Source organism: Alteromonas hispanica, assembly GCF_010500915.1.
Classification (GTDB): domain Bacteria; phylum Pseudomonadota; class Gammaproteobacteria; order Enterobacterales; family Alteromonadaceae; genus Alteromonas; species Alteromonas hispanica.
Window position 1 is genome coordinate 33,818 of the sequence record NZ_JAAAWP010000014.1, and the last position, 25,520, is coordinate 59,337.

At 43.5% G+C, this 25,520-nt stretch carries 20 protein-coding genes; 4 read left to right on the top strand and 16 right to left on the bottom strand.

The window, feature by feature from the left end:
* Positions 1-54: 54 nt before the first annotated feature.
* The 4 genes from GTW09_RS16385 to GTW09_RS16400 form a co-directional block, all read right to left on the bottom strand.
* Positions 55-474 carry a hypothetical protein gene (locus tag GTW09_RS16385; RefSeq protein ID WP_163112728.1) on the bottom strand — a complete coding sequence of 140 codons (420 nt, stop codon included), beginning with the start codon at positions 472-474 and terminating at the stop codon, positions 55-57.
* A gap of 7 nt (positions 475-481) precedes the next feature.
* On the bottom strand, positions 482-769 hold the full coding sequence (locus GTW09_RS16390; protein WP_163112729.1) for a hypothetical protein: 288 nt from the start codon (positions 767-769) through the stop codon (positions 482-484).
* Between the two features lie 213 nt (positions 770-982).
* Entirely contained in the window at positions 983-1,120 is a 138-nt protein-coding gene (locus GTW09_RS16395) for an RHS repeat-associated core domain-containing protein (protein ID WP_239059451.1), read from the bottom strand.
* Positions 1,121-1,254: 134 nt separating this feature from the next.
* Positions 1,255-3,255 carry a hypothetical protein gene (locus GTW09_RS16400; RefSeq protein ID WP_163112730.1) on the bottom strand — a complete coding sequence of 667 codons (2,001 nt, stop codon included), beginning with the start codon at positions 3,253-3,255 and terminating at the stop codon, positions 1,255-1,257.
* Positions 3,256-3,742: 487 nt separating this feature from the next.
* Between GTW09_RS16400 and gtfA the strand changes: the two genes are divergently transcribed.
* Positions 3,743-5,227, top strand: coding sequence for a sucrose phosphorylase (gtfA, locus tag GTW09_RS16405; protein ID WP_163112731.1), 1,485 nt, complete (start codon positions 3,743-3,745; stop codon positions 5,225-5,227).
* Between the two features lie 222 nt (positions 5,228-5,449).
* Here gtfA and GTW09_RS16410 read toward each other — a convergent pair whose 3' ends face one another.
* Positions 5,450-5,812 (bottom strand): winged helix-turn-helix transcriptional regulator, encoded by a 363-nt coding sequence (locus tag GTW09_RS16410; RefSeq protein ID WP_071981285.1) that lies wholly within the window; start codon positions 5,810-5,812, stop codon positions 5,450-5,452.
* Positions 5,813-6,066: 254 nt separating this feature from the next.
* Between GTW09_RS16410 and GTW09_RS16415 the strand changes: the two genes are divergently transcribed.
* The gene (locus tag GTW09_RS16415) at positions 6,067-7,062 is read left to right on the top strand and encodes a YhdH/YhfP family quinone oxidoreductase (RefSeq protein WP_163112732.1); all 996 of its coding nucleotides are present in this window, start codon (positions 6,067-6,069) and stop codon (positions 7,060-7,062) included.
* A 65-nt stretch (positions 7,063-7,127) separates the two neighbouring features.
* Here the strand turns inward: GTW09_RS16415 and GTW09_RS16420 are convergent, their stop codons facing one another.
* From GTW09_RS16420 to GTW09_RS16435, 4 genes are all read right to left on the bottom strand, one after another.
* Positions 7,128-9,530 carry a PAS domain-containing hybrid sensor histidine kinase/response regulator gene (locus GTW09_RS16420; protein WP_163112733.1) on the bottom strand — a complete coding sequence of 801 codons (2,403 nt, stop codon included), beginning with the start codon at positions 9,528-9,530 and terminating at the stop codon, positions 7,128-7,130.
* 94 nt (positions 9,531-9,624) lie between these two features.
* Positions 9,625-10,635: a zinc-binding alcohol dehydrogenase family protein gene (locus GTW09_RS16425; RefSeq protein WP_163112734.1), complete on the bottom strand. Its 1,011-nt coding sequence runs from the start codon at positions 10,633-10,635 to the stop codon at positions 9,625-9,627.
* 15 nt (positions 10,636-10,650) lie between these two features.
* Entirely contained in the window at positions 10,651-12,189 is a 1,539-nt protein-coding gene (locus GTW09_RS16430; protein WP_163112751.1) for a S10 family peptidase, read from the bottom strand.
* 271 nt (positions 12,190-12,460) lie between these two features.
* Positions 12,461-13,054, bottom strand: a complete 594-nt coding sequence (locus GTW09_RS16435; RefSeq protein WP_163112735.1) for an acyl carrier protein phosphodiesterase — start codon at positions 13,052-13,054, stop codon at positions 12,461-12,463.
* A 134-nt stretch (positions 13,055-13,188) separates the two neighbouring features.
* On the opposite strand from GTW09_RS16435, the gene miaE reads away from it, so the two are divergent.
* Together miaE and GTW09_RS16445 are read left to right on the top strand one after the other, a co-directional pair.
* Positions 13,189-13,971, top strand: coding sequence for a tRNA isopentenyl-2-thiomethyl-A-37 hydroxylase MiaE (gene miaE / locus GTW09_RS16440; protein WP_071979978.1), 783 nt, complete (start codon positions 13,189-13,191; stop codon positions 13,969-13,971).
* A gap of 351 nt (positions 13,972-14,322) precedes the next feature.
* Positions 14,323-14,922, top strand: coding sequence for a Yip1 family protein (locus GTW09_RS16445; RefSeq protein WP_163112736.1), 600 nt, complete (start codon positions 14,323-14,325; stop codon positions 14,920-14,922).
* A 153-nt stretch (positions 14,923-15,075) separates the two neighbouring features.
* On the opposite strand, the gene purF is transcribed toward GTW09_RS16445, so the two are convergent.
* From purF to GTW09_RS16480, 7 genes are all read right to left on the bottom strand, one after another.
* A complete protein-coding gene (gene purF, locus GTW09_RS16450) occupies positions 15,076-16,596 on the bottom strand; it encodes an amidophosphoribosyltransferase (protein ID WP_163112737.1) in 1,521 nt (506 codons plus the stop codon).
* A gap of 14 nt (positions 16,597-16,610) precedes the next feature.
* A complete protein-coding gene (locus tag GTW09_RS16455) occupies positions 16,611-17,099 on the bottom strand; it encodes a CvpA family protein (protein WP_071979981.1) in 489 nt (162 codons plus the stop codon).
* Positions 17,100-17,253: 154 nt separating this feature from the next.
* Complete coding sequence (locus tag GTW09_RS16460; protein ID WP_163112752.1) at positions 17,254-17,883, bottom strand: SPOR domain-containing protein; 630 nt, start codon at positions 17,881-17,883, stop codon at positions 17,254-17,256.
* A gap of 57 nt (positions 17,884-17,940) precedes the next feature.
* Positions 17,941-19,239: a bifunctional tetrahydrofolate synthase/dihydrofolate synthase gene (gene folC / locus GTW09_RS16465; protein WP_163112738.1), complete on the bottom strand. Its 1,299-nt coding sequence runs from the start codon at positions 19,237-19,239 to the stop codon at positions 17,941-17,943.
* Positions 19,239-20,084 (bottom strand): acetyl-CoA carboxylase, carboxyltransferase subunit beta, encoded by an 846-nt coding sequence (accD, locus tag GTW09_RS16470; RefSeq protein WP_071979984.1) that lies wholly within the window; start codon positions 20,082-20,084, stop codon positions 19,239-19,241. The genes folC and accD overlap by 1 nt, the downstream gene beginning before the upstream one ends.
* A 271-nt stretch (positions 20,085-20,355) precedes the next feature.
* A complete protein-coding gene (gene truA, locus GTW09_RS16475; protein WP_163112739.1) occupies positions 20,356-21,147 on the bottom strand; it encodes a tRNA pseudouridine(38-40) synthase TruA in 792 nt (263 codons plus the stop codon).
* 60 nt (positions 21,148-21,207) lie between these two features.
* A complete protein-coding gene (locus tag GTW09_RS16480) occupies positions 21,208-25,425 on the bottom strand; it encodes a FimV/HubP family polar landmark protein (protein ID WP_163112740.1) in 4,218 nt (1,405 codons plus the stop codon).
* Positions 25,426-25,520: the final 95 nt, after the last annotated feature.

Here is a 25,520-nt window from a genome sequence, read left to right on the forward strand (position 1 = left end):
GCCCCGCTAGTGCGAGGCGATTGGGTTGGATTCAATTTAAAGCAAATTTAACCTTTACCCTTTATAAACCTGTATAGAAGCTTCAGGCTCCCCAATTGATTTCAAGTCCATATTAATCTCAACATCCAATGGAATATCTGGCTTGCCGACAACTATTACAGTCTCCTTTGTACGGGCAGTATGTATATGTTCCTTTCCATTTTGGCTGAAACTGACTTTTACAAATTTAAAGTTAAAAATATTGTATCTAACTCGTACTAAGCAAGTGCCGTCATCGAGCTGATGCTTGTTCACATAAGTGATGCGATAAAACCATAAAATGGCCAAAAAAATGGCAACGAGCATGAGGAGTTCAAGGTAATAAAAACTTATTACTTTTGCAGCTATTCCCAATACTACCAAAACAGGAAATATGAAGAGTAGCTTTAGTACATTTAAGAACTTGTTAGTTTTTAATTTGAACGTTTTTTTCATCTTTTTCCTATTTTGCAAGTTCTTCTTTCTTGGCTGACGTTGCTGCGTTCGTGGTTTCTGTTATAACACCAGTTGCAGTATCAGAAAACTTCATAGTCTGGGCCAATTTTGCAGTACCTCCTCCAAGTGCGCCGAGAGCGCCATTTACACCTGCTTCTTTCAAATTGATATCACTAACTGCATCTCCAAGCTCGTCAACAGAGGACTCCAGCGCAGAAGATACAGAGCTTATGTCTACTGCATCTGCATCAAAGTTGGTTATCGTTTGGCTAGCTAAATCACTAGCAACACCCACGGCAGCGCCTGTCCCAACTGTTGCGACAAGTGAGGTCCCAAGAGTGAATCCAGCTAATGCACCTGTAGTCGCTCCGACTCCAGCACTAATAGCTATATCTTTTGCTGAACCACCATTTAGCGCAGCAGATACTCCGCCCCCAATACCACCTATGACAGCACCGATTCCGCCTGCAATTGCATTGAAGAACTCCCCGTTGGGATCAGTGTATTTTTATGGATTGTTGTTGACGTATGCATAACGATTAAATCCATGTACAGCACTATTTCCTCTTTGCATTTGCTTAAGTACATCAACCGGATCATTTGAGTAGAAACGCCCGATAACTGGATCATAATATCGTGCCTGCATATACACTGTAGTGCTATAACTCTGGTGAAAAGTAAACAGGCGTAAAAAACCCGGTTGCAGAACCGGGCTTTCAAATTACACTTTTAGGTGATGTCTAGGCTTATAAACATCAATTTATAACCCCCAACTCTGACTTACTGTGGGTTTAACGGCATGTTCGAGTTATAACGGAACTGCCCTTTTAAAGTTGGGTTGGTAAGTTCACAGCTCTGTTCAAAATCGACGGCTAAACTTTCGACTTCACCAGATTCATTGTATGACAATTCAAAAATTTCAAACCTACCACTGCTTTGGTTGCATCCTCTTCCCGACCCAGTAAAACTTAAACCTGGCGATGTAGGAGATTGAAAAGGATACCTTCTAGCCCCTTCATATACACCTACGCCAATAATCTCGTCAGATGGCGCTGCTAGGTCTAAATTCCACCAATCGTTTCCATTAAACGAAACGTCCAAATAGTTTGCACTTTCTTCGTAAGAGTTAACATTGAACACACCGTCCGCATCAGTAAAGAACCTGCTTTGTCCCCCGCCGATATAGTCTCCTTGAGGACTGTCAAAGCTCAGTATCGTGCTCATTGGCTCAACGTAACTGATAGTCATCCCTTCAATCACGCTGTAACCTGAGGGTGCTGTAATGACTACTTCAATAGAAAGGTCGTCAGTTGTTTCTTCTGGTACGTTAAAGCTCGTTTCTGCTCCAGTTGGGTTGTCAAAAACCACTCCCGCATTGCTAGCCTCGCGCCACTGAAAAGAGAGCTCTCCGTTTGAGTTATTGGTTGTTTCTGCCGCATTAAGTAACGGAGTATCATTAAAACGGTATAGTTTTGATTGGCTAGTTATAGCTGGAATAATTTCGTTGCTTGTTTGAATTGAGGACAAATATACATATTCATTTTGACCGTTCGTCGCTACTACCTCAATATCTACTAAGGTATAATTCTTATCAGCCTGAAGAGCTCGTTCAGGCGAAGCAATAACCATAGCCCCGTTAATTTCTATTGATGCAGGAACATCGACATATGGGTACTCGTTTGCACCAAAAGCAAATTCTCCATAGGGTGGGCTCACCGATTCTACTGGGCGAGAAAACACTAAGGTAACACTGTCACTTAAACCAAACTTATCTAGCGAGGGCTTGTTGGCAACGGTGACAAATGCAAAGTTATCTGAGCGAAACGGAACAATATAATCTGGCAATTGCGCGCTGACGCCCATCATCGCGCCCTCTATAGCATCATCCCACTGCATTAAATAGGTATCTGAACCGTAAGATACGTTGAAGAAGGTGGAGTTTTCCACAAAATTTGCGGTTACCGTTGCAACATCAGTTGAGGAAGTAGAAATAGAAAGCTCTCCCTCATTCGGATATTCATTCAAATAACCTGAAAAACCTTGCAGTTGGGAAATACGATATGTAGCGCCTAGCTCTTCGTCGTTAATACTTCCACTGACGCCAACTCGATACTTTGCTGTTTGATAATCGTCCTGCTTTACAATTTCAAAATTGCTGAAAGTCATAACCTTTTGGCTGTTAAAATTAAGCGGTACGTTGCCTACTGTATTTACAATAAGTGAACTTTCTGACGTCTCACCCTCATATTTAACACGTATTACGCCATCAAGATTTATGACGCCATCGATAATTAAATCGCTTATATCCACATTTGCTGTAAAACTCTCGTCCTCAGCAAATAACTCGATATCGTAGACAACACTCCCATCAGCAACATCGTCTAAGCTTGCAACATAGCATTCACGATAATTAATGGTTACCGTATCCCCATCTGAGAACTCGCCATTACTGTCATTATCAGCATGCACTTGCTCAAACAATCCACCATTACTACAGCTTAACTCCCCCGTTGAACCAGAGGTACTGTTAAGCACTAAGGTGTTTTGAGACATAAAGCCAATTTGTAGTAAGCTATCCATGGCTGAGAGGCTACTGAGTGCAGCTTGACTATCATAACCAGACAGCGTAACCGCAGGCGCAGCCGGTGGCGGGTTTGACCCACTTCCAATATTCGAATTACCACCACTATCGCTACCTCCACCTCCACCACATGCGGTGAGGATGAATAACGAGCTTAGCGACAAAATTGAGGTTTTATAGGCAAGATTACAGGCGATCATGGCCAGACTTCCTTTTCTATGTGATTGATATTGTTGTCCTAGTACCCAGAGTATATGCACAACAGCAATTGATGTTAATCTTTAAATGAAACCAAGTAGCGGATTCTTTTCTTTGGAAAAAATAACAATTTCACTAACAAAAGCGCTAACCCATTAAAATACTTAGCATTTTCAGACTCACCCTCACTATTTTTCTTTTTAAAACAAACATCTTGTAACAAATTACCGCTCTTTCTCACTTGCCTTGTACAAATAAACATCTCATTTACATTTGCGATAACTATTGCTACCATTTCTTAATCGATTAAGAAGCGATACTGTACTGGAGATGGAAAGCTTCCACATATCGCAGCGTATCTATACTTAAGCTAAGCCTCTACTATATTGAAAGTGACTTTAATAAAGCGGTCCATGCTTAATGGTATTTATCGTATACCAAGGCGCTTTTTTGCTCCTATCGTAAAAACCGTATTTTTGGAGAGTTTCAATGTCTATAAGCAACGGCGTTCAATTAATTACCTACGCAGACAGATTGGGTGATGGCAGTATCGAAAGCCTCAATAGCCTTCTCAATGGTCCGCTCGCTGGTTTGTTTAAGGGTGTGCACCTTCTGCCATTTTATTATCCTTACGATGGCGAAGATGCTGGATTCGACCCTATCGATCACACGAGTGTCGATAAGCGTTTGGGTGATTGGAGCCATGTTAAAAAAATGGGCGAATCTGTCGACATAATGGCTGATCTTATTGTTAATCACATGTCGGCGCAGAGTAGGCAGTTTCGCGACGTGCTTGAAAAAGGCCGAGAGTCAGCGTATTGGCCGCTATTTTTAACTAAGCAAGATGTGTTTACCGACACTGATGAGACAAAAACTAACGAGCAAATTGCCAACGTTTTTCGTCCAAGACCCACGCCATTTTTCAGCGACTATGAAGTTGCAGGCAGTGAAACTGTACCTTTTTGGACTACATTTACCTCGAACCAAATTGATATTGACGTTGAGTCTGACCTTGGAAAGGAATATTTATCGTCTATTCTCACATCGTTCACTGAAAGTAACGTCGACCTTATTCGCCTTGATGCGGCAGGCTATGCCATTAAACGGGCGGGTTCCAACTGTTTTATGCTTGAAGAGACTTTTGCCTTTATTGAAGAGCTTAGTAAACGAGCTCGCTCTATGGACATGCAGTGTCTGGTTGAAATTCACAGCCATTATCAAACTCAAATTGATATTGCAGAACGCTGTGACAGTGTGTACGACTTTGCTCTACCGCCATTAGTTCTGCATACTCTTTTCACGCAAGATGCCAGCGCGTTAGCACATTGGCTATCAATTTCACCACGTAACTGTTTTACGGTACTAGACACCCACGACGGCATTGGGATTGTTGATGTTGGCGCAAGCGGCGACAAGCCAGGCTTACTTGATAACGCATCAATTGATGCTCTTGTCGAGCAGATTCACGTTAACTCCAAAGAAGAGTCTAGAAAAGCGACGGGTGCAGCAGCCAACAATGTCGACCTTTATCAGGTGAACTGCACTTACTACGACGCACTAGGAAAAGATGATTTAAACTATCTCCTTGCTCGCGCCATTCAATTCTTTAGCCCAGGCATCCCTCAAGTTTACTACGGGGGCCTACTCGCAGCCGATAACGATATGGAGTTGTTAGCTAAAACAAATGTAGGGAGAGATATAAACCGGCCTTACCTTTCAACTGCCGACGTAGAAGCAGCCATTGAGAAACCTGTGGTTAAAGGGCTTATTGAGTTAATCAAGATAAGAAACGACAGCAATGCTTTTAATGGCGATTTTTCAGTGTCGTATAACGATAAACTGCTTGCTCTTAATTGGGCCCATCATTCGGACACAGCTTGCCTTGAAATCGACTTTAACACGATGAGTGCTGTTATCGATATCACTGATGCAGGCAAGTCGACGACGATAACAATAAGTGAATTGCTAGGATAAAAACTATAGCAGCCACCTGTTGTTTAGAAGTTCAAAAGATATTAAATAGCTAAGGCCCGGAATGGTAATTTCGGGCCATTTTTACATCTGGCGCTGGTATTACTAATACGCTGACAACAGCTCTTATAGAATAATCCAATCGATGATAAAACACGCATTGATAAACAATCGTTCACGGAGCCTTAAATTTATCTTTTCACAAAATACTAACTGTGTTGGTCACTAACGATGCTGGTCGTGGAAGTCTTTTCCCCAGTCGCATAGCTGTCGCAATGTAGGCTCTAACGTTCTGCCAAGGTCTGTTAACGAATACTCCACCCGAGGCGGCACTTCTGCGTAAACTTTACGATTGACAAGCTGATCTCGCTCCAGCTCTCTTAATTGTTGCGTTAGCATCTTTTGAGTAACTCCCTGCAAACGGCGTCTCAGTTGACTAAATCGTAACGTCTTGTGGCACAAATGCCATAAAATGACTCCCTTCCACTTACCACCAATAATCTCAAGGGAAACCGCTACGCCGCATATATAGTTCGGTGTCTGCTGCTCTAGCACGTCATTGCTGTCTTTTTTTACTGCCTCAGTCATGGCTGTTTTCTCATTTATCTGGTGTGTATTTATCTAGCGAGTATTCATCTAGCGTGCATTCATCTAACGATGGGCTCAGCTCGCTTTTAGCTTTTTCTCAACTCGAACTAAGCGAACGGTTGATTTAATTCCATATTAGCTAAACTTTCCCATTAGTATCATTTTGGGTGCTACCCTACTAAAAAGTGCATACTTGCACAAAATAAATATACGGTCAGAATGGAAGAAACTCAGATATTAATACGGAGAGTAGAATGACTACATTTAAAGCATTATTGGTAGAAAACGCCGAAGACAAAACGTTTACACGTTCTGTCGTTGAAAGAAATATAGATGAATTACCTGAAGGTAATCTCCTGATAAGAGTGAGCTACTCTTCGTTAAACTATAAAGATGCGCTGTCTGCTTCAGGAAATCCAGGAGTGAGTAGAAACTTTCCACATACCCCCGGCATTGATGCGGCGGGTACGGTTGTATCTTGCGACGACGACACATTTAGTCAAGGCGATGAAGTTATTGTTACAGGCTACGACCTCGGCATGAACACTGCTGGCGGATTTGCTCAATACATACGTATCCCTTCAAAGTGGGCGGTGGCAAAACCAGAAGGGCTCACTCTTAAAGAAGCCATGGTATTGGGCACGGCGGGATTTACTGCCGGGCTCTCTGTTCAAGCGATTGTTGAGAACAACGTGTCGCCAGAAGACGGAGAGATTTTGGTAACAGGAGCCACCGGCGGTGTAGGAAGCGTGGCGGTTACCCTGCTTACACAAGCAGGTTTTAATGTGGTTGCCTGCACCGGAAAAGATTCACAGGCTGATTTTCTTAAATCGTTGGGCGCTTCTCGTGTCATTACTCGAGACACTATGCTTGAAAATAAAGAACGTCCCATGCTTAAAGAGCAGTACGCCGGAGTAGTAGACACAGTGGGTGGAGAATTTTTGGCCCAAGCAATTAAGTCTACTCAGTATGGCGGCGTAGTTACCTGCTGTGGGCTTACCGCTTCTGCTCAGCTAGATGTGAGTGTATTTCCTTTCATCTTGCGTGGAGTTTCATTACTGGGGATCGATTCTGTTGAATGCCCCATGGCGCCACGTTTAAGACTATGGGATAAACTAGCAGGTGACTGGAAGCTGAATCTGCTTGATTCACTGACAACCGAAGTTGGTTTAGACGCATTAGATGAAAAAATAAATGACATATTAAAAGGTCAATTATTTGGTCGCACCATTGTAAATGTAAACCTTTAGCATTTCAGATACGGGCACAATAATTGTGTTGTGCCCTCATCAATTTAACACCAGTAAAGAGGTCTTTAGTGGCCGTATTGCTTTAACATGCCAAACAAATGATTCATGTCTATGGGCTTGCCTAGGTGACTGACAAAACCTTGTTGTAAATAGAACGCCACATCGTCGGGCATAACATTAGCCGTAAGCGCTATTATGGGTATATGCTTTTTCATCTGGCTAATTTGGCGCTGAGCTTCTACGCCATCCATTTCAGGCATATGAATGTCCATAAGAATAACGTCAAAGTCTTCTTTCTCTACCGCCTCAACTGCTTGTTTTCCGTTATCTACAATGGTTATCTCTGCCTTTGTATCTTCAAGCATGGTTTGAATAACAACTTGATTAATAGCGTTATCTTCTGCGATGAGGATTTTTTTATTCGACATCATTGGTGCTGCAAGCGACTTTTTCACACTTTTCTGTTTATCGAGCTTTGCAGGCGCAAGGGGCAATAAAACGGTGATTGTTGTTCCCTCACCTTCAACACTATCAACTTTAATATCACCCCGCATCATCTCAACTAAGCTGAGAGTTATGGCCATTCCTAAACCGGTGCCACCGTATTTTCGCGTAGTCGTTGCATCGGCTTGTGAAAAGCGTTCGAATAACCTGTTTTGGGCCTCTTCGCTCATGCCGATACCAGAGTCGATAACGCTTATAGCGATTGCGTTTTCTCCTTTGTACTCGTAGCAAGAAACATCAACTTTTACCATTCCTTTGATGGTAAACTTTACGGCGTTTGAAACGAGGTTTAGCAATATTTGTTTTACCCTAACTACATCACCAATCCAGCCATCTTCAAATTTGTCATCTATATCTACAGAGTAAACAATGCCCTTACTACTGAGCATTTCATCCATATCGTATTTAACAGCATTAAGTACTTCTATAAGTGAAAACGGAGCAAACTCCATACTGAGCTTATTCGACTCTATTTTTGAATAATCGAGAATATCGTTGATGATGGTTAACAAGCTCTGGGCTGAAAACGCTGAATTGTTAAGTATTGTACGTAAATTTCCCTTTATATCTGAATTTCTTAAAAGCTGAAGGCCGCCAAGGATGGCATTCATGGGAGTGCGTATTTCATGGCTCATATTGGCAAGAAAGTCACTTTTTGCTTTCGCTGCTGCCTCTGCTCTTTCTTTTTCCTGCTCAAGCACCGCCATTGTTTCTACTTTATCGGTAATATCGTAGTTTACACCTATAGCTTTCACAGCTTCACCAATGTCGTTACGGAGAATAACAGCGTTGGCTTTAAGGTGTTTTATCTTCCCACTGGGCATAACCACGCGAAATTCGGTGTCGTAATTTATGTTTTTTTCGATAGCTTCATCAAGCAACTGTTTAGCTCGTTCTAAGTCATCTGGATGAAGGCTTCGTTCCCAAGCTTCAAATGCACCGGTGAATTGTTCTTTCGATACGCCGTAGAGAGAATACATCCACTTGTCCCACAGCAACTCACCTGTGACCAAATCATATTCCCACACTCCCATGCCAAGCGCATCATTAGCTACCTGCAAGCGTATCGATTCGGCAACGGCTCGCTCGCGAATCTTTTGTTTTTGGGCTTCTACTTGCTTTTGAGGCGTTATATCTTGGAAAACGCCAAACAGGCCTACGCATTCACCGTTAACAAACTGAGCCTTACCCTGTGCGCGAACCCAAATATCCCGCCCTGTTGCAGTGACAAGTTCTAACTCCAGATTCCAAGGAGTGCCATTGGCTATACTCTCTGATACCGCTCTAGTAATAAGTTCTCGACTTTCACCTTCTTTATAAAAATTAATTCCCTGCTCAAGCGTTGGCTCGTAATTAAGTGGCACTTCGTGAATTCGTTTTGTTTGATCGCTCCAAACTACCTTGCTACTTATTAAGTCTACTTCCCAGGTACCAATATTGGCGGTTTTTTCAAGTTCATCTAAAAGAAAGGCTTGTTTCTTAAACGCCAGTTTTTGCTGTTTTTCTTGCTCTAGACGCGATAACTCTTGTAGTTTTAGCTCTGTTACATCTGTCTGTGCGCCCAGCATTCTTATCGGCTTTCCGCTACTATCTCGAATTGCTACACCACGGCAACGTACCCAAACAGTATGTCCATTTTTGTGAGTATATCGGATGATTTGATCGAACATTGATGATGGGGTTGCATAATGCTGTTCAAGATTATCTAAAGCATCTTTCACGTCTTCGCGGTTAACTAAATCTTGCCATTCAGAACGTAAATGACGCTTTGAATCGGGGTCGAAACCGAGTATTTTCCAGAACGTTGGGCTCATCCATCCATTTTCTGGCTCTTCTAAATCCCAAAACCAAACGCCATCGAGCGCAGAACTCTCAAGAAAATCAAATAAGCTTTCATCAGTATTCAGTAAGCTTTTTAACTCTGAAAACAGATAATGTTCGCCGTTGGTGTTGGATATAGTCAAACTGTACTCACTTTTTGAAAGACACTATTGACAGCACAAGAAAACTGCTATGGATAGAGCATAGCAGTATAAAGGTACTTGTGAAAACAACCGTTTAAAACCCCTCTAGCACCAGCTTACCAACGGCTGTGCCTGCTTCAAGCTCTTTATGAGCCGCAATAAGGTTTGCGGCATTTATTTTACCGAGGTGCCTGCCCACAGTGGTCTTAATCTTGTTCTCATCCACTAAGTCAGCAACGTGAGACAGTAATTTCTGCTGCTCAATCATATCGTCAGTTTTAAACATAGAGCGAGTAAACATAAACTCCCAGTGTAAAGACAAACTTTTTTGCTTTAATTTTGAAATATCCACATGCTCAGGATCGTCAATCAGCGCTAATTTACCTTTTGGCTTCATCACTTCAACAAACGTTTCAATGTTTTCACCTGTATTCGTTAAGCTAGCGACATGAGTTACGGGGCCGATATTAAGCGCCCTAATTTGCTCCGCCATGGGCTGACTGTGATCTATAACAAAATCTGCGCCTAGAGATGATACCCAGGCTTTTGTCTTGTCGCGGGATGCCGTAGCAATAACCGTTGCGCCGGTTAATACTTTAAGCAGCTGCAGCATAATAGAACCCACTCCACCGGCTGCACCAACAACAAGTATGACTTCGTCGCTTTTTTCGCTCTGCTGTTTAATCTCTAAATGATCAAACAACAGCTCGTAGGCAGTTATAGAGGTAAGCGGCAATGCAGCCGCCTCACTATCCGTTAATGAAGAAGGTGCTTTTGCTACAATACGTTCATCTACTGCTTGATATTGTGCATTAGTTCCTTGACGAGTTAGGTCTCCCGCGTAATAAACGCGGTCGCCTACGTTGAAAGCCGTAACGTCACTTCCTGTTTCAACCACTTCACCAACGGCATCCCAGCCTAAAATTTTTGGTTGACCTTCTGGTTCTACTCGTTGACGAATTTTGCAATCTACAGGGTTAACAGCGATAGCGCTTATTTTAATAAGTAAATCTCGCCCTGTAGCAGTTGGTTTATCTACTTCAATATCTTCTAGCGCATTCTCTTCGCTAATTGCTAACGAGCGTGTGTAACCTACGGCTTTCATGTTTTGCTTCCTTAATTAACGCTTGTACATGGCAGGTTGACCTTCAAGAGGCGTGCTGCCTTTGATAAATTCGCGTAAATCTTGATTAGACTGCTTTAGGTCATCACGACGTAGATACATCATGTGCCCGCTGCGATAACCTTTAAAACTCAAGCGATCTTTCATCGCTCCGCTTTGGTCTAGCTGCCACATCGTGTATTTGGCATCAAAGTAATTTGTTGCTCCATCATAATAACCAGCCTGAACCATTACATTTAAATAAGGATTTTGGGCCATAGCCAGGCGCAAATTACGGCCTGTATTGTTATTGCTTCTGTCCCATGGACGCACGGGCCCAAACATGTTGTATTTAATGTCAGTTTTATAATTTAGTTCTTCACGCAGGTAATAGTTTATCGCGGGCGTAAACGAATGTAGCCAAGATGTGAGTTCAGCCCAATAGTCTGGTCTATCACCGCTTTGTTTAGCATCGATACCCAGATAGCGACTGTCTAACCGCCCCAGGGTTTTGCCTTCATCTCGCAATAACTCTTTCCAGAAAAATGCCGTGGAAACATCTAAGTTGTTTTGAGCAACAGCCTCTTCACTTAAGCCAGAGTAGCGAGCCATTTTAGCAAGCACCTGGCGTTTCTCAGCCGGATCAATAAAACCGCCCTTTGCCAAAGCAGGAATGAGTTCGTTAATAGTGAAGTCTTCTACTTCAGGTAATAGTTCGGTTAAGTCTTTGCTTTGCAGGTCTGAATCAAGTTTATTGTGATACCAGGCAGCTGCTGCAAAGTAAGGCAGGCGATTCGCAGCTTTCACCGGACCATTGCGTTCAATACCTATGTCGGTAGGTGACACTAAGATTACACCGTTTAAGTACATCCACTGACTGTTCTGGAGTTCAAGTGCAAGACCTGAAACTCGAGTAGTACCGTAGCTCTCACCAATAAGGTATTTAGGAGAGCGCCAGCGATTATTTCTGGTCACAAACGTGTTCACCCATTCAGCTAGGTAGCTGATATCTGCATTTACACCGAAGAACATTTTTTTCTGCTCTTCCTGAGACGGCATTTTACCCTCGGCGTTTGTAAGCACTCGGCTATAGCCGGTGTTTACTGGGTTCACAAATACAATATCTGCGGTATCGAGTATTGAATACGGGTTAGTTTGAACACCGTATGGTTGAACGGGGTAACCTTCATCATCAATATTGAGTATACGAGGGCCGGTATACGCCACATGCATCCATACCGAGGCAGAACCTGGACCGCCGTTAAATGAGATTATAAGTGGTCTTTTCGTATCGTCTTTAACATCTGTGCGCTTATAGTATGTGTAAAAAAGCGTAGCAACGGCCTCGTCTTTGCTATTCCACACAGGCTGAGTGCCCGTAGTGGCGCTGTATTTAACGCGTTTGCCTAAAATTTTGGTCTCGTGTTCAGTAACGACTTTACTGTCTATTTCTATGGCACGGTCATGCTCTTGGGCCACTGAATTGAAAGTTAAAAGAGAAAGTAATAACAAAAAATGGGCGGCAGCCCATTTGCGGGGAGTTCTGTAGGAGTTCATCATTTTCATACCGAGTTCTTTTTGTTTAGATTATTGGCACATCCACTATAACCCCCTCGAAGCATTCTCTCTATACAGAACGACAAGTTAACCAAATTAGTCGATATATCTCTGTAAAGCTTCGCACTTTAATGAGACAGGATAAGTTTCCCAAACATAGCCTACTTGCTTGTGATATAAGGTTTTTATAAACTTACTGCACTCTTTAACGTCTGGTTTAGCGGGATCTTTCAAGCTTTTTTTACTGTCCTGCTATGTGCTCTGCTGAATACTATTCTGTGCGCTCTTCTATACCCCTTTCATGCACATGCGCTATTAGTTGAGGGAAAAACGATAAGAACAGGCTTTCCAACTCTTTTTTGTTGCAAACAATGTCATTAACGCTTTTGTGAAACTCGTTTTTAAAGCGAATTCGTTTCGCCACTACAGCAATTGCCTTTGCAATTCCCTCTTCTTTTGCATAATCATTAAACCAATTGTGAGTAATTAAGTGACCTACACTGTGCTGCATATTTCGAGGCATAACAGGCAACCGCCTTTCTAAAAGCGCAAATCGCTCGTCACAAAACAGCGAGAACGGGGTATCCGTAAAAGCGGACCAGTGTTTAATTAACAAATGATCGAAATAGATATCGATAGCAACGGGGGCAAACCTGCGGCGACTTGGGTGAAAAAGTAGCTTCGCCTGTCTCACTAACTCATGCTGATCGGTAAACTTATCGACAGTATGATGATTTTCAAGACCACGCTGTACGTTGAGAGAATATGAGGCCACATTTACACCGCGGCGAAAATCTCCCAGTAAGTTACCAAACTGAGAGTCTGCGGTAGGTTTTGCTAAAAAAAGATGCGCCAAATAATTCATGTTTTAGTTTTATAACTTATTTAAGTTGTTTCTACGGCGGCCCTTCGGGTAGTATTGCCGCCGTCAAAAACGTTGTCTTACACAGATAACGAATCGTATCAGTTTTTAAGCTATTTCATTAGGTAAGTATCACAATGTCTGCTATTTCATCTTCAGAAATTTCATCACTTCTCACGCCCGTTACTGCTTTTTTGCAATGCAGTACACCAGATGCATGGGTAGATGAAGCAACAAAAGAAGAGAATTTGAAGATACTGCTGACAGACCATCTTATCTGCGAGTTAAAAGCAGCACAAAGCGCCATGTATTTATTGCGACGCTATGTGGCAGATGAAAAGACAAGTAAAATATTACTTGGCTGGCTTAAACCTTACGAAGACTTTACATATAGACATGAAGGTGACTGGCAATCACTCAATACCAAACATTTATCGAAAAGCGTATTTAACGTAAGCGGATTAGATACTGTTAAAAAAGACATGTTAGATAAAATGGTAATGCTTATAAAAGAAGAGTTGCACCACTTTTATCAAGTGCTGGAGATAATGCATCGCTTGGGTTTTGAGTATAAATCGGTAACCTCTAGTCGCTATGCAAACGGATTACTTCGTCAAGTTCGCACTTACGAGCCAGAAAAGTTGGTGGACAAGCTTATTTGCGGTGCCTACATTGAAGCGCGCTCGTGTGAACGATTTGCAAAGCTAGCTCCCCATGTGTCTGACGAACTAGGCAAGTTTTATATGTCGCTACTGCGCTCCGAAGCCCGTCATTTCGAAGATTATCTTACGCTTGCGGCTAATATTTCCTCCACTGATATTACAGAGCGTGTAGCACTGTTTGGTGAAGTGGAAAAACAACTTATCGTCAGCGAGGATATCGAGTTTCGGTTCCATTCTGGAATACCAAGCGCAGCGTAAGGTAATCCATCTTTTCCTAAAAACCGCTTTTAATTCAAAGGCTCAATTTAGCCGTTTTAAATAGACGATTAATTAGACAATATTCATTGACGCAGGAGTGATCTTACTGCACACTGAAATTGTAAAAATATTGTTAACGGCAGTTAAACGCGCGCCCGAGTGGCGTGTAACAAACACTTTTACTTTGCTACAGCAAGCAACCAGCAGTGGTAAACGCGCTACTTAATCTCCACTGTGCCTAATTAGTATTTAGGGCCAATTTTTTAGAATCACACTGCCAATAAAACAATACTCTTTTATTTTTAATAACTTAACTCTAAAAACTAGAACGTTAGTTAAAAGGCAGGGACTATGATTTTAAATCACCTCGTTGGTATTTACACTCATCCGAAAGAAGAGTGGCAAACAATTGATACAAAGCATGAAAACTATTTTTATGCACTCACACATATAGCCTTTATCGCGCTTATTCCTTCTGTAGTAGCCTATTATTCAAGTGCACATACTGGGTGGAGTATTGGGGCGGGCGATATTATCCGCCTTAGCGAAAATAGTGCAATTATGATGGGCATGGGCATGTATTTCGGCTTAATAGCGGGTGTTATTGGACTAGCTATATTGATACACGAGCTAGCCAAAGCATTCGACGCCACACCTACCTACACACAATCGCTTGAGTTAGCTGCTTATACAGCTACACCACTATTTATGGTTGGATTTGCAGGTCTTTATCCAGAGCTGTGGGTTGTTATGACCGCCCTGTTGGTTGGTATCAGCTATTCGGTTTATCTTCTTTATTCTGGTGTCCCTATTCTTATGCACATGCATGAAGACAAAGGGTTTATCTACTCGAGTTCAGTTGTAACCTGCGGGTTGATACTTCTGGTTATTCTGATGACAGGCTCAGTGCTGGTTTGGGGCATGTTTGGCGGGCCAGTATTTATTCACTAACCTCTGGGTTTAAGTAAAGCTTTCTAGCAGAGCTAAGCTTACAAGCAGACAAAAGCCTCTATGATGCAGATACAGATACGGGTACAGATACATTAAAGGCCGCTTTGAGCGGCCTTTCATTTGGGTTAATATTTCATGTAGCTGCGATGCTATTTAGTTAGAACCCATGTTATGCACATCTAAATTACTCAATTCAGCCTGCATAGTAGGTGCTTGATTCGACTTTTCACCTCTAGACATATCTATGCGCTCTAAATACTCTTGGTCGATATCTGCCGTTATGTAGTTTCCATCAAACACAGAAGTTTCAAAGCGCTGAATACTGTCGTTTTCCTCACGAACAGCTTCAACAAGATCAGATATGTCTTGGAAAATAAGGCCGTCAGCTTGGATAAGATCGGCAATTTGATCAATTTCTCGGCCGTAGGCAATCAGTTCATTTGCCGATGGCATATCTATGCCATATACATTTGGAAAACGAATTTCAGGCGCAGCAGACGCAAAGTAAACTTTCTTAGCGCCAGACTCTCTTGCCATTTCAATAATTTGCCCTGACGTTGTACCTCGAACGATAGAATCGTCGACTAGTAGAACACTCTTACCTTTAAATTCAGAAGATATAGCGTTGAGCTTACGGCGTACTGATTTTTTACGCAGTGTTTGTCCCGGCATTATAAAGGTGCGACCAATATAGCGGTTTTTCACAAAGCCCTGACGGTAAGGCAGGTCTAGCGTTGTCGCAATTTGTAGTGCCACATCCATAGAGGTTTCAGGAATGGGGATAACGACATCAATATCTAAATCTGACCACTCCCGCTTAATTTTTTCACCGAGCTTTCTTCCCATGTTTACCCGTGAGGCGTAAACAGAAATACCATCGATAAAGCTATCTGGGCGCGCGAAATAAACAAACTCAAAAATACACGGAGACGTAATTGGATTCTCGGCACACTGGCGAGTATGCAGCTGACCTTCTTCAGTTATAAATACAGCTTCACCTGGCGCTACATCGCGCACAAACTGGAAGCCCACAGCATCGATAGCAACACTTTCTGAAGCTACCATCCACTCTTCCCCCAGCTCTGTCATTCGCTTACCTAAAGCAAGAGGACGAATACCATGAGGGTCGCGAAATGCAACAATACCTTGACCAATTATAGCGGCAACAACAGCGTAAGCACCGCGAATTTTTTTGTGTACTTTTGTTACTACTTCAAAAATATGCTCTGCGCTAACGCTAAGCCCAGCCACTTGCTGAAGCTCATGGGCCAGAATATTAAGCAGTAACTCAGAGTCTGAAGTGGTATTGATATGGCGACGAGCAATGCGGAACACTTCTTCTTGAAGGTCGTGAGCATTGGTTAAGTTACCATTGTGGGCAAAAGCAATACCGAAGGGAGAGTTAACGTAGAAAGGCTGTGCCTCTGCAGAACTCGACGTACCAGCGGTTGGGTATCTAACATGCCCTATGCCCATGTTACCGGTTAAACGCTTCATGTGGCGAGTGTGAAAAACATCTCTCACTAAGCCATTTGCTTTGCGCAGGTTAAACATATTTTGATCGATAGTCATTATACCCGCAGCGTCCTGCCCACGGTGTTGAATAACCGTTAGACCGTCGTAAAGAGACTGAGCTACGGGGGTTTTACCAACTATTCCGACAATACCACACATGTGCGTTACCTATTTTATACGGGATTTAAAAAACTGGAGGAGTCTTTAACATACGTAAAAAACCACTCAATAATGACACCAAACTCTGGTATGAGAATCGATGACTGCCACCATAATGCGGCGGCGGCACCTGTAAAGGTATCCATAAAAAAGAGTAAAGCGCTCACGATGAGTACACCGCGCAAAGCGCCGAATACGATACCAAGCGCACGGTCAGTGCCTGACAATCCTGTTGCTTGGACTAGTTGACCAAATACAAAGTTCACCATGCCGCCGAGTATAAGTGTAGATACAAATAATGCCGCAATTGCAGCGCCATTTTTAATGTAGGTATCGTCGATGGCGGTGAAGTAAATAGCAAGGTCTGCATAGAAATTGCTGGAAATAAAGAGTGCAGAAAACCAAACCACAAGCGAAATGGCTTCTTTAACAAACCCTCTTATAAGGCTTATTAAGGTTGATACCGCAATGATACCCAGTATGGAGAAGTCAACCCAGTTCATCGTCTCTTTATTGCGTTGATGTTGCCTAAACTCATGTTAGACAAGATGCCGTTGGCGAGATGGCGCGCATTCTAACAGAAGCCAAAAATATTACCAGTATGTAATAAAATAGCCTTTTGTATAACATCTAGAAAGCAGCCAAAATATTTACAGGTTAATTAACACTAAAGGTAGTAACTTTGCCTTTAAGCCCCGTAAGCTCTTTTAAGTGCGGGAGCGCCGAATCGAGTTTCTTTTTATCTAGATCTGGGCCAACAAACACTTTATTGAGCAAACCTGAACTAGTTTGGATTTTTCGACTAAAGGCTCTATACCCTGCTTTTTCTAACTTACCGAGTAATGTTTTGACATTCTTTTCGTGTCTGAAACTACCTAACTGAATCACCCAGCCTGCATCTTCCTCAACAAGTCGGTTGGTACTTTCAACAACTGTTTGGCTGGCAAGTTCATCGTCATCTTGTACGGCAGGCTGCGATACTTTCAATGCGGTATCAGATGCTCCCTCGCTCTCTGCGTTAATACTTGCGGCTTCCTGATTTTCAAAAACATCGTCAAGCGCTTCGGCTTCTTCTATGTCAACCGCAGGCACAGCGGCTCTAGCCACACGCTCTGAAGGAAATGGCTCTGGCTCTACAATGGGTTTAAGAGGTGGGTTTGCAGGCACCGAAACGAAAGGCTCACGGTTTTGCTGCTTTTTTCCATCGAGAAAGTCGGGAAGGAAAATAACGGCAAGCGCCACAACGATAATGGTTCCTACCAACCTATTCTTTAATGCCGATGTCACTGATATCTCCTGGCTGAATGCCTTCACGCTTGTACCTTGTCAGAAACAAGCGGATTGTTAGTTGGTTTTTACGAGTACGTCTGCCACGGTAACAAAAGACCCAAACACTAAAATGAGTTCATCGGGTTGATAATTTAACAGCGCACTCTCATACGCCAAGGTAACATTGTCGTATGTGCTGATATTCTCTATGGTTGTGCCTGCATTAACAAGTGCACTTTTAAGCACATCGGCATCACAACCTCTCGCGCCTTGCGTACTTGCCACATACCATGTCGCTGGTAACGACGCTAGCGGTGAAAGCGTTTCAGCAATTGACTTATCCTTTAGCATTCCTACCACAATACGGTATTTATCAACCTTGTAACGACTTAACCATTCACGCATAGAGGTCGTCGCTTGGGGATTATGGGCAACATCAACCACAACGAGGGGCGAATCGCTTATTTTTTGCTGCCGTCCTGGCATAGTAGTTTTACAAAGTATTTCTTTAAGTGCATTGTGTTGGGGCAATAAATTTAGCGCTTCTAGCGCAGCGAGTGCCGTGCTTGCATTTTGCAGAGGTATATTAGGGTAAGGAAGCTCACTGAAAGATATCGTCTTCCCTTTCCACTCCCATTCACTTTGGTCTGAATTGACAACACTCGTGAAATCTTTTGTCGCCCAGCATGCGTTTACATTTAGTTCGTTAACCACGTCGTATAGCGAAGAAGGCGGAAACAAGTCACCAATTACCGCATTACCGCCCAAGCGCATAATACCCGCTTTTTCCCGCGCTATTTTCTCACGCGTATTGCCTAACCAATCTTGATGATCTAAATCGATTGTGGTGATAACTGCCAAATCAGGGTCAACGATATTGGTTGCATCTAGTCTGCCACCCAGCCCAACCTCTAAAATAGCAATTTCGACCTGCCAATCTTGCATCATTTTCATTGCGGCAAGTGTACTAAACTCGAAATACGTAAGAGAGATATCTCCTCTTGCTCTCTCGATACATTCAAATGCGTCAACAAAAGTATCGGGCGCTGCAAGGTCGCCGTTGAAGCGAACCCGTTCACAGTAGTCGATGAGATGAGGAGAGCTATAAACCGCGACGGTTTTGCCTTGCGCAAGCAGCGACTGCTCTAGCAGGCGACAGGTCGTTCCCTTGCCGTTAGTGCCAGCCACGGTAATGACAATAGAGTCTGCTAAGCTCAGCGACATTGCATCGGCAACGCGCTTAACTCTCTCAAGGCCCATGTCTATGGCACTAGGATGGATAGATTCTAGGTAGGAAAGCCACTGGCTCAGGCTTTTTTTAACGGGTGAAGTCACCTGCCCTGAGCCACTGTTATTATTATTTTCGTTATTCACTAATTTTTATTATGCAACTTAACCAATAAGCCGTGTAATTTATCACGCATATCTCTGCGGTCAACAATCATATCAATAGCTCCCTTCTCTACCAGGAATTCGCTGCGCTGAAATCCTTCTGGAAGCTTCTCTCTAACCGTTTGTTCAATCACTCTTGGGCCTGCAAAACCAATCAAGGCTTTGGGCTCTGCCACATTAATGTCGCCAAGCATGGCCAAACTTGCAGATACCCCACCCATTGTTGGATCGGTGAGTACCGAAATATAAGGCAGTCCTTTTTTGCTCATTTTTGCTAGCGCCGCAGAGGTCTTTGCCATTTGCATTAACGACATTAACGCTTCTTGCATACGCGCACCGCCACTTGCAGAGAAGCAAATAAGCGGCGTGTTATTCTCAAGGCACGCATTAACGGCAGCAACAAAGCGCGCACCAACAACCGACGCCATTGAACCGCCCATAAAAGCAAACTCAAAACACGCTACCACTACAGGCATGCCTTTTACTTTACCCTGCATGACGACTAATGCATCTTTTTCATTCGTCGATTTTTGCGCAGCGGCAATGCGATCTTTGTAACGCTTAGAATCCTTAAATTTCAACAAGTCTTGTGGTTCGTGTTCGGCACCTAATTCAACGCGATCGCCTTCATCTAAAAATGCATCAATACGACGGCGCGCCGTAATACGCATATGGTGGTCGCATTTAGGACAAACTTCTTGTAGCTTTTCTAGCTCTGTTTTGTATAAAACGGCCTGACAAGAACCACACTTTGTCCAAATACCCTCTGGAACATTACCCTTAGAGGTCGTTTGAGTGCGTGGAAGTATTTTTTGAATCCAGCTCATGGAAATTGAATCCTTTGTTTTTTAGAGTGTCGGCATTTGTTTTTAATACGGTTCATATTGGTTACCAACAACACATGAATTATATGTCTTTGACAGCGTTACAAAGAAAACGTGCGCAACCTATCAAAGCGGCTATCTAATATAGCGCGCTATTAGACCACAATACAACGAAATGGAAAAAACAAAACTGGTCTAAGAAGTTACACTCCGACCAGTTTAAATTACGCTTGCATTAGTTTTTAATCAACGAGAGACGTTTTACCGCAGAAAATTAGGTTTCGGGTAAAAATAAGGGCCCAAGTGGTTTTTTAGGCAGATCGTGTTCTTCTGGGTAGGTAACATCTACCAGGTATAGTCCATTAGGCTTTGCAGTCGACGCCGCTTTACTTCTATCTTTCAGTGCAAGTAGCTGAGAAATCCACTCTATTGGTTGCTCCCCCGCCCCTATTTCAACAAGCGACCCTGTTATATTGCGCACCATGTGATGCAAGAATGCGTTGGCTTTAATATCAATAATGACATACTGCCCCTGTCTATAAACAGTCACATTAGTCACATTTCTAAACGGGGTTTTACTTTGGCACAGAGACGCTCTGAACGAGGTAAAGTCTTGTTCGCCCAGTAAGGCTTGAGCAGCCTCGTGCATTTTTGCTTCATTTAAAGGCCGGTGCACATGGGTAACACCATGGTGAAGTATAGCGGGTCGCATTTTGCTGTTGTGAATAATGTAGCGGTAGCGGCGATGCGTCGCAGAGAAACGCGCGTGAAAATCATCGCTTACATTTTTTACCCATGTTACTGCTACTGAATCTGGAAGGTTGGCGTTAACACCTAATGTCCAAGCACGATCTGGCCTGGGCTCGTCACAATCAAAATGAACCACTTGGCCTGTAGCATGAACGCCCGCGTCTGTGCGCCCGGCACATTGCACGTGAATAGGCTGATTAGCGACTTTCGATAACGCTTTTTCAAGATACTCTTGAACACTTGGCACTTCTTGTTGGCGCTGCCAACCGTAAACAGCAGCACCGTCGTACTCAATCCCTAAGGCAATTCGCCCCATGATTCTGCTACCTCTAAACTAAAAGCCGCTAAGTGTAGTCATATGCCAACTAACATGCAATTAGCCGATGGATTTCAATATCGTTTCAGCTTCTTGCCTTTGCTCTTCGCTTCCCTCGTTAAGCACTTCTTCAAGGAGTTCTTTGGCAGCGTCAACATCTTCCATTTCAAGGTAAGCACGGGCCAAGTCTAGGTTTGCATTTTGGCCTGCGTCTTTATCTATATCGATAACCGAATCGCTGTCATTTACACCAGTGAAGTCCGAGAGGCTTACATCTAAGTCTAGTGGCTGACTATCGGGGTCGTTCATGGTGTCATCGTCGCCGTCATCCATAAGCGCTTCTACATCTAAGAAGTCTTCACGCTCATTGGTTTCACCTCCCATCTCAACAGAAGGCATATCGCTGAGCAGAGCTTCTAGGTCAAGATCAGGGTTATCAAGTTTAAGATCGTCATCTTTGAGGTCGTTGCTCTTGGGCTCCTGATCTTTTTCTAAATCACCTTCCTTTAAATCACCTTCTTCTGAATCAGCTTTTTCTGATTCCTCTTCTGCCGCTGATGACTGTGAATGAGTGTCAGCGTTACTTTCGCTGTCGTCGTCCATGTCGACATCTGGTAATGATAAGTCGTCTAGCTCGCTATCATTGTCGTTGTCGCTTTCGTTGTCGCCATCGTTATCGAAAGTATCATCGAGCAAGTCATCGGCAAGGTCTTCATCGGCAAGGTCGTCAATGTCTTCTAGTTCAAAGGTATCATCCTCTAGCGAAAACTCATCATCCTCATCATTCGACTCTGCTCCTATTTCATCTTGAGCATCGTCCGCTGCGCTAACTTCATCTTCAATAGGTTGTTCTACTTCGGGCGAAGCTTCTTCGATTGGCTGAGGCTCCTCGTTTGCCTGGGCATCATCGGCGTCTTGATTCTCGCCATTGGCCTCTTCCAGTTCGCCATTTTCTCCGCTCGGGTCGCTATCTAGCAGTGAGTCTGCGTCAGATGGAGTCTCAGATTCTAGGCTTTCAAGAAGTTCATCGAATTCCGCGCTGTCGAGTTCATCCAAGATTTCCTCGTCTTGAATGTCATCGTCGCCATCGCTACTTAACCAATCATCGAGGCCGGGTACATCGCCAAGTTCATTTATATCTTCATCGTTAACAGCATTGTTTTCGCTAGTATTATCGACTTGTGACTGTTCTGGCTCTTGTTGAGGCTCTATTCCATCCACTTCTTGTTCTAGTGCGAAAGAGTCAACGTCATCAAAGGCATCATTGAGAATGCTGTCATCATAATCGTTTTCGTCTTGCTTAACATTCTCTTCAGAGTCGGACTCTGCAGCATCATCTTGTGTCACTTCATCAGTTGATTCAAAATCGCCAAAAGACGGGATATCATCCATCATGTCTTTTTCAAAGGCTTCGAGTGCATCATCTAACGGATCGTCTGATTCAGCTGCAGGCTCTTCCTCGACTACAGATTCATCCTCGGCAGTAGGCTCATCTTCGTCAGCAGGTTCTTCCTCAGCTACAGGCTCTTCGTCTGCGCTAATGTCTTCTTCGGCTGCAGGCTTCTCGTCCGCCGCAGGCTCTTCCTCGACTAAAGATTCATCCTCGGCAGTAGGCTCATCTTCGTCAGCAAGTTCTTCCTCGGCGCCAGGTTCTTCCTCGGCTACAGGCTCCTCGTCTGCTGCAGGCTCTTCCCCGACTAAAGATTCATCCTCGGCAGTAGGCTCATCTTCAGCAGTAGATTCCTCTTCAGCGGCAAGCTCATCTTCGGCTAGAGGCTCTTCCTCGGCTACGGGTTCTTCCTCGGCTACGGGTTCTTCCTCGGCTGTAGGCTCTTCTTCAGCTGCAGGCTCTTCTTCAGCTGCAGGCTCTTCTTCAGCTGCAGGCTCATCTTCAACTGCAGATTCTTCCTCAGCTGTAGGTTCCTCTTCGGCTGCAGTCTCTTCTTCGCTTGAATCAGATTCTAGCTCTGCCAATAATTCATCTGTTAGCGGGTCGCTTATTTCTTCTTCAAACGCTGATTCGTCGACGTCTGTTTCAGGCTTTTCACTTGCTGAAGGCTCTTCACCCGCTAAAGGCTCCTCACCAGCGTCACTGCTATCAACATCATCAGTGTCGTCTTCAAGCTCTGCTTCTAACTCGGCTAACAGGTCGTCAGAAAGAGAATCGTTAAAATCGTCAGAATCATCAGATGTGCTCTCTTCTATAGCTTGGGGTGCACTTGCAGTCTCATCGTCAGATGCTGCGTCTTCGTCATCTGGCATTTCGCTTTGTAGTTCGGCAATCAGTTCATCCGAAAGCGGGTCTGAAAAGTCGTCTTCAATTTCGTCGTTTAAAATTTCATCTAAGTCGTCGGTAATTGAGTCGAAATCTTGAATAGACTGAGGCGAACCTGAACCCGATATTATTTCGTCTTCTAGTTCTTCATCTGCGTCCTCTTCGTCATCGAGGCCGCCCATCATTTCAATCTGCTCAATTTCGTTTAGCAAATCGTCTGTAATTTTGTTGATTTCGTGATTTTGCTGATTTATTTCATCGTCTAGCTTTTCAAGCATCTCTTCATTAATGAGATCATCTTTGCTATCTAGTTCGTCAGTTAGCGCAGTATCAGGTGCATTTTCCTCTAACAGATCGTCTATGCTTATCTCTGGTTTTTCATCTTCATCATCAACACTCGGTAATGACGCGGTCTCAGTTGCACTATCGAGTAAATCATCAATGTCGTCCTGAGAGGGCTCTGCGGCATTGCTATCAAGCAATGCATCTATATCATCAACATCAACATTTTCTTCAGCAGACGACTCTTCTTGCTCGTCGTTGTCGTCTTGGTCTACACCAAACTCATCCAAAATGTCGTCTGGATCTACGTCTTCTGGAGCTTCGCTGTCCTTTGAGGCTTCTTGGCTTTGTACATCGTCTAACAGGTCGTCGATATCAAAGTCGTCATCTGACGCATCTGGCTGTTCCTCATCTTTCGATGACTCCTCGCTCATGCTGTCAACGCTTTCATCGAAAACATCATCATCTTCAGATAGGTCAATGCCGTCTAAATCTTCAGATTCATTCTCATTAAGTACCTTGTCAGACAAATCATCATCGTCAAATAAACTGTCTAATTCACTTTGGTCTAACTCATCTGCTCCGGCTTCAAATAAATCGTCTGAATCATCATCGGGTACCAACAAGTCGTCTTCTAAATCTGCAAAGCTTTCTAATTCGTCATCTAAGCTTTCTTCTAAATCTGACGTTAGTACATCATCGAGTAAGTCGTCGTCGTTAAATAGGTCATCGTCGGTCAGTTCGTCTTTTTCATCTAAATCTGGCGCAAGTGCGCTAGAGAGGTCGCCTAAGTCGCTTTCAGGAACAGGCACTTCTTCATCATTAGATGTGTTTGTAGCCGAGGGGCTTTCTTGAGGTTTGCTATTACGCTTGAGTAACCACGTAATTAAGCCGCCAACTAGCAGTAACGTTAATAGGCCCGAACCTATAAGCAGGCTCATAGGACTCATTAGCTTATTCAACAGAGAGTCTTGTTTTTCAGCAGCCCTTTCAGCCTGTTCGGCTCTTATCATATCCAGCAGCTCTTGCTGTAAGGCTACCTGCATATCAAGCTGTTCTTTTACATCGCCTTCCACCTGGCCTCTTAGCGACTCAAGCTCACCATTTACAGCTTCAACTCGCTCGTAGAGCTTTCTATTTTCATCGAGGATTTCTTGAACATTATTTAACGAGGCTGCGAACTGCCTGCGCAACTCGTCGAATTGACGGGTTTGCTCTGCATCTAAACGCGTTATTTTTTGCTCAATGTCGTTTTGGGTTTGCGACAGGTCTTGTTGATTTACTAAAGGAGACGATGGCTTGATGTTTTTTACACTGCTACCAGGCTTATTGAGCGCTTCAGCAAAAGCCCGCTCATCTCTTTCGGCACGCTGTTGTGCTTGTTCTTTGCTGATTCGAGCAATGTAGCGCTCGGAGGGTAATTTGAGAACTGCACCGTTAACGAGAAGATTGAGGTTTCCGTCTTCGAATGCGTTTGGATTGAGTTCGTAGATTGCGGTCATAACCTGATAAACGCTCAGGTTATTATTTTGTCTATATCGCTCTGCTATGCGCCATAAAGTATCATTTGAGTCGATGGGACCATACTCTAATCCAGAGTATTGATCGCTCGCATCTTTAGGTCCCTTTAGTAAGGTTTCCCTTTCCTGCGCATTCACTGAAGTGATGGGGGCATACACACATAAACTAAGTAATAGTAAGCCCGTCAAATGCAATTTCATAGCAGTCCTATATGCCCTCAAGCGTAAATACCACCTTTAAAGGTTGATGTATTTTAATGCCAACTGATATTTGGCCGACTAAACAAGTCGCCTGC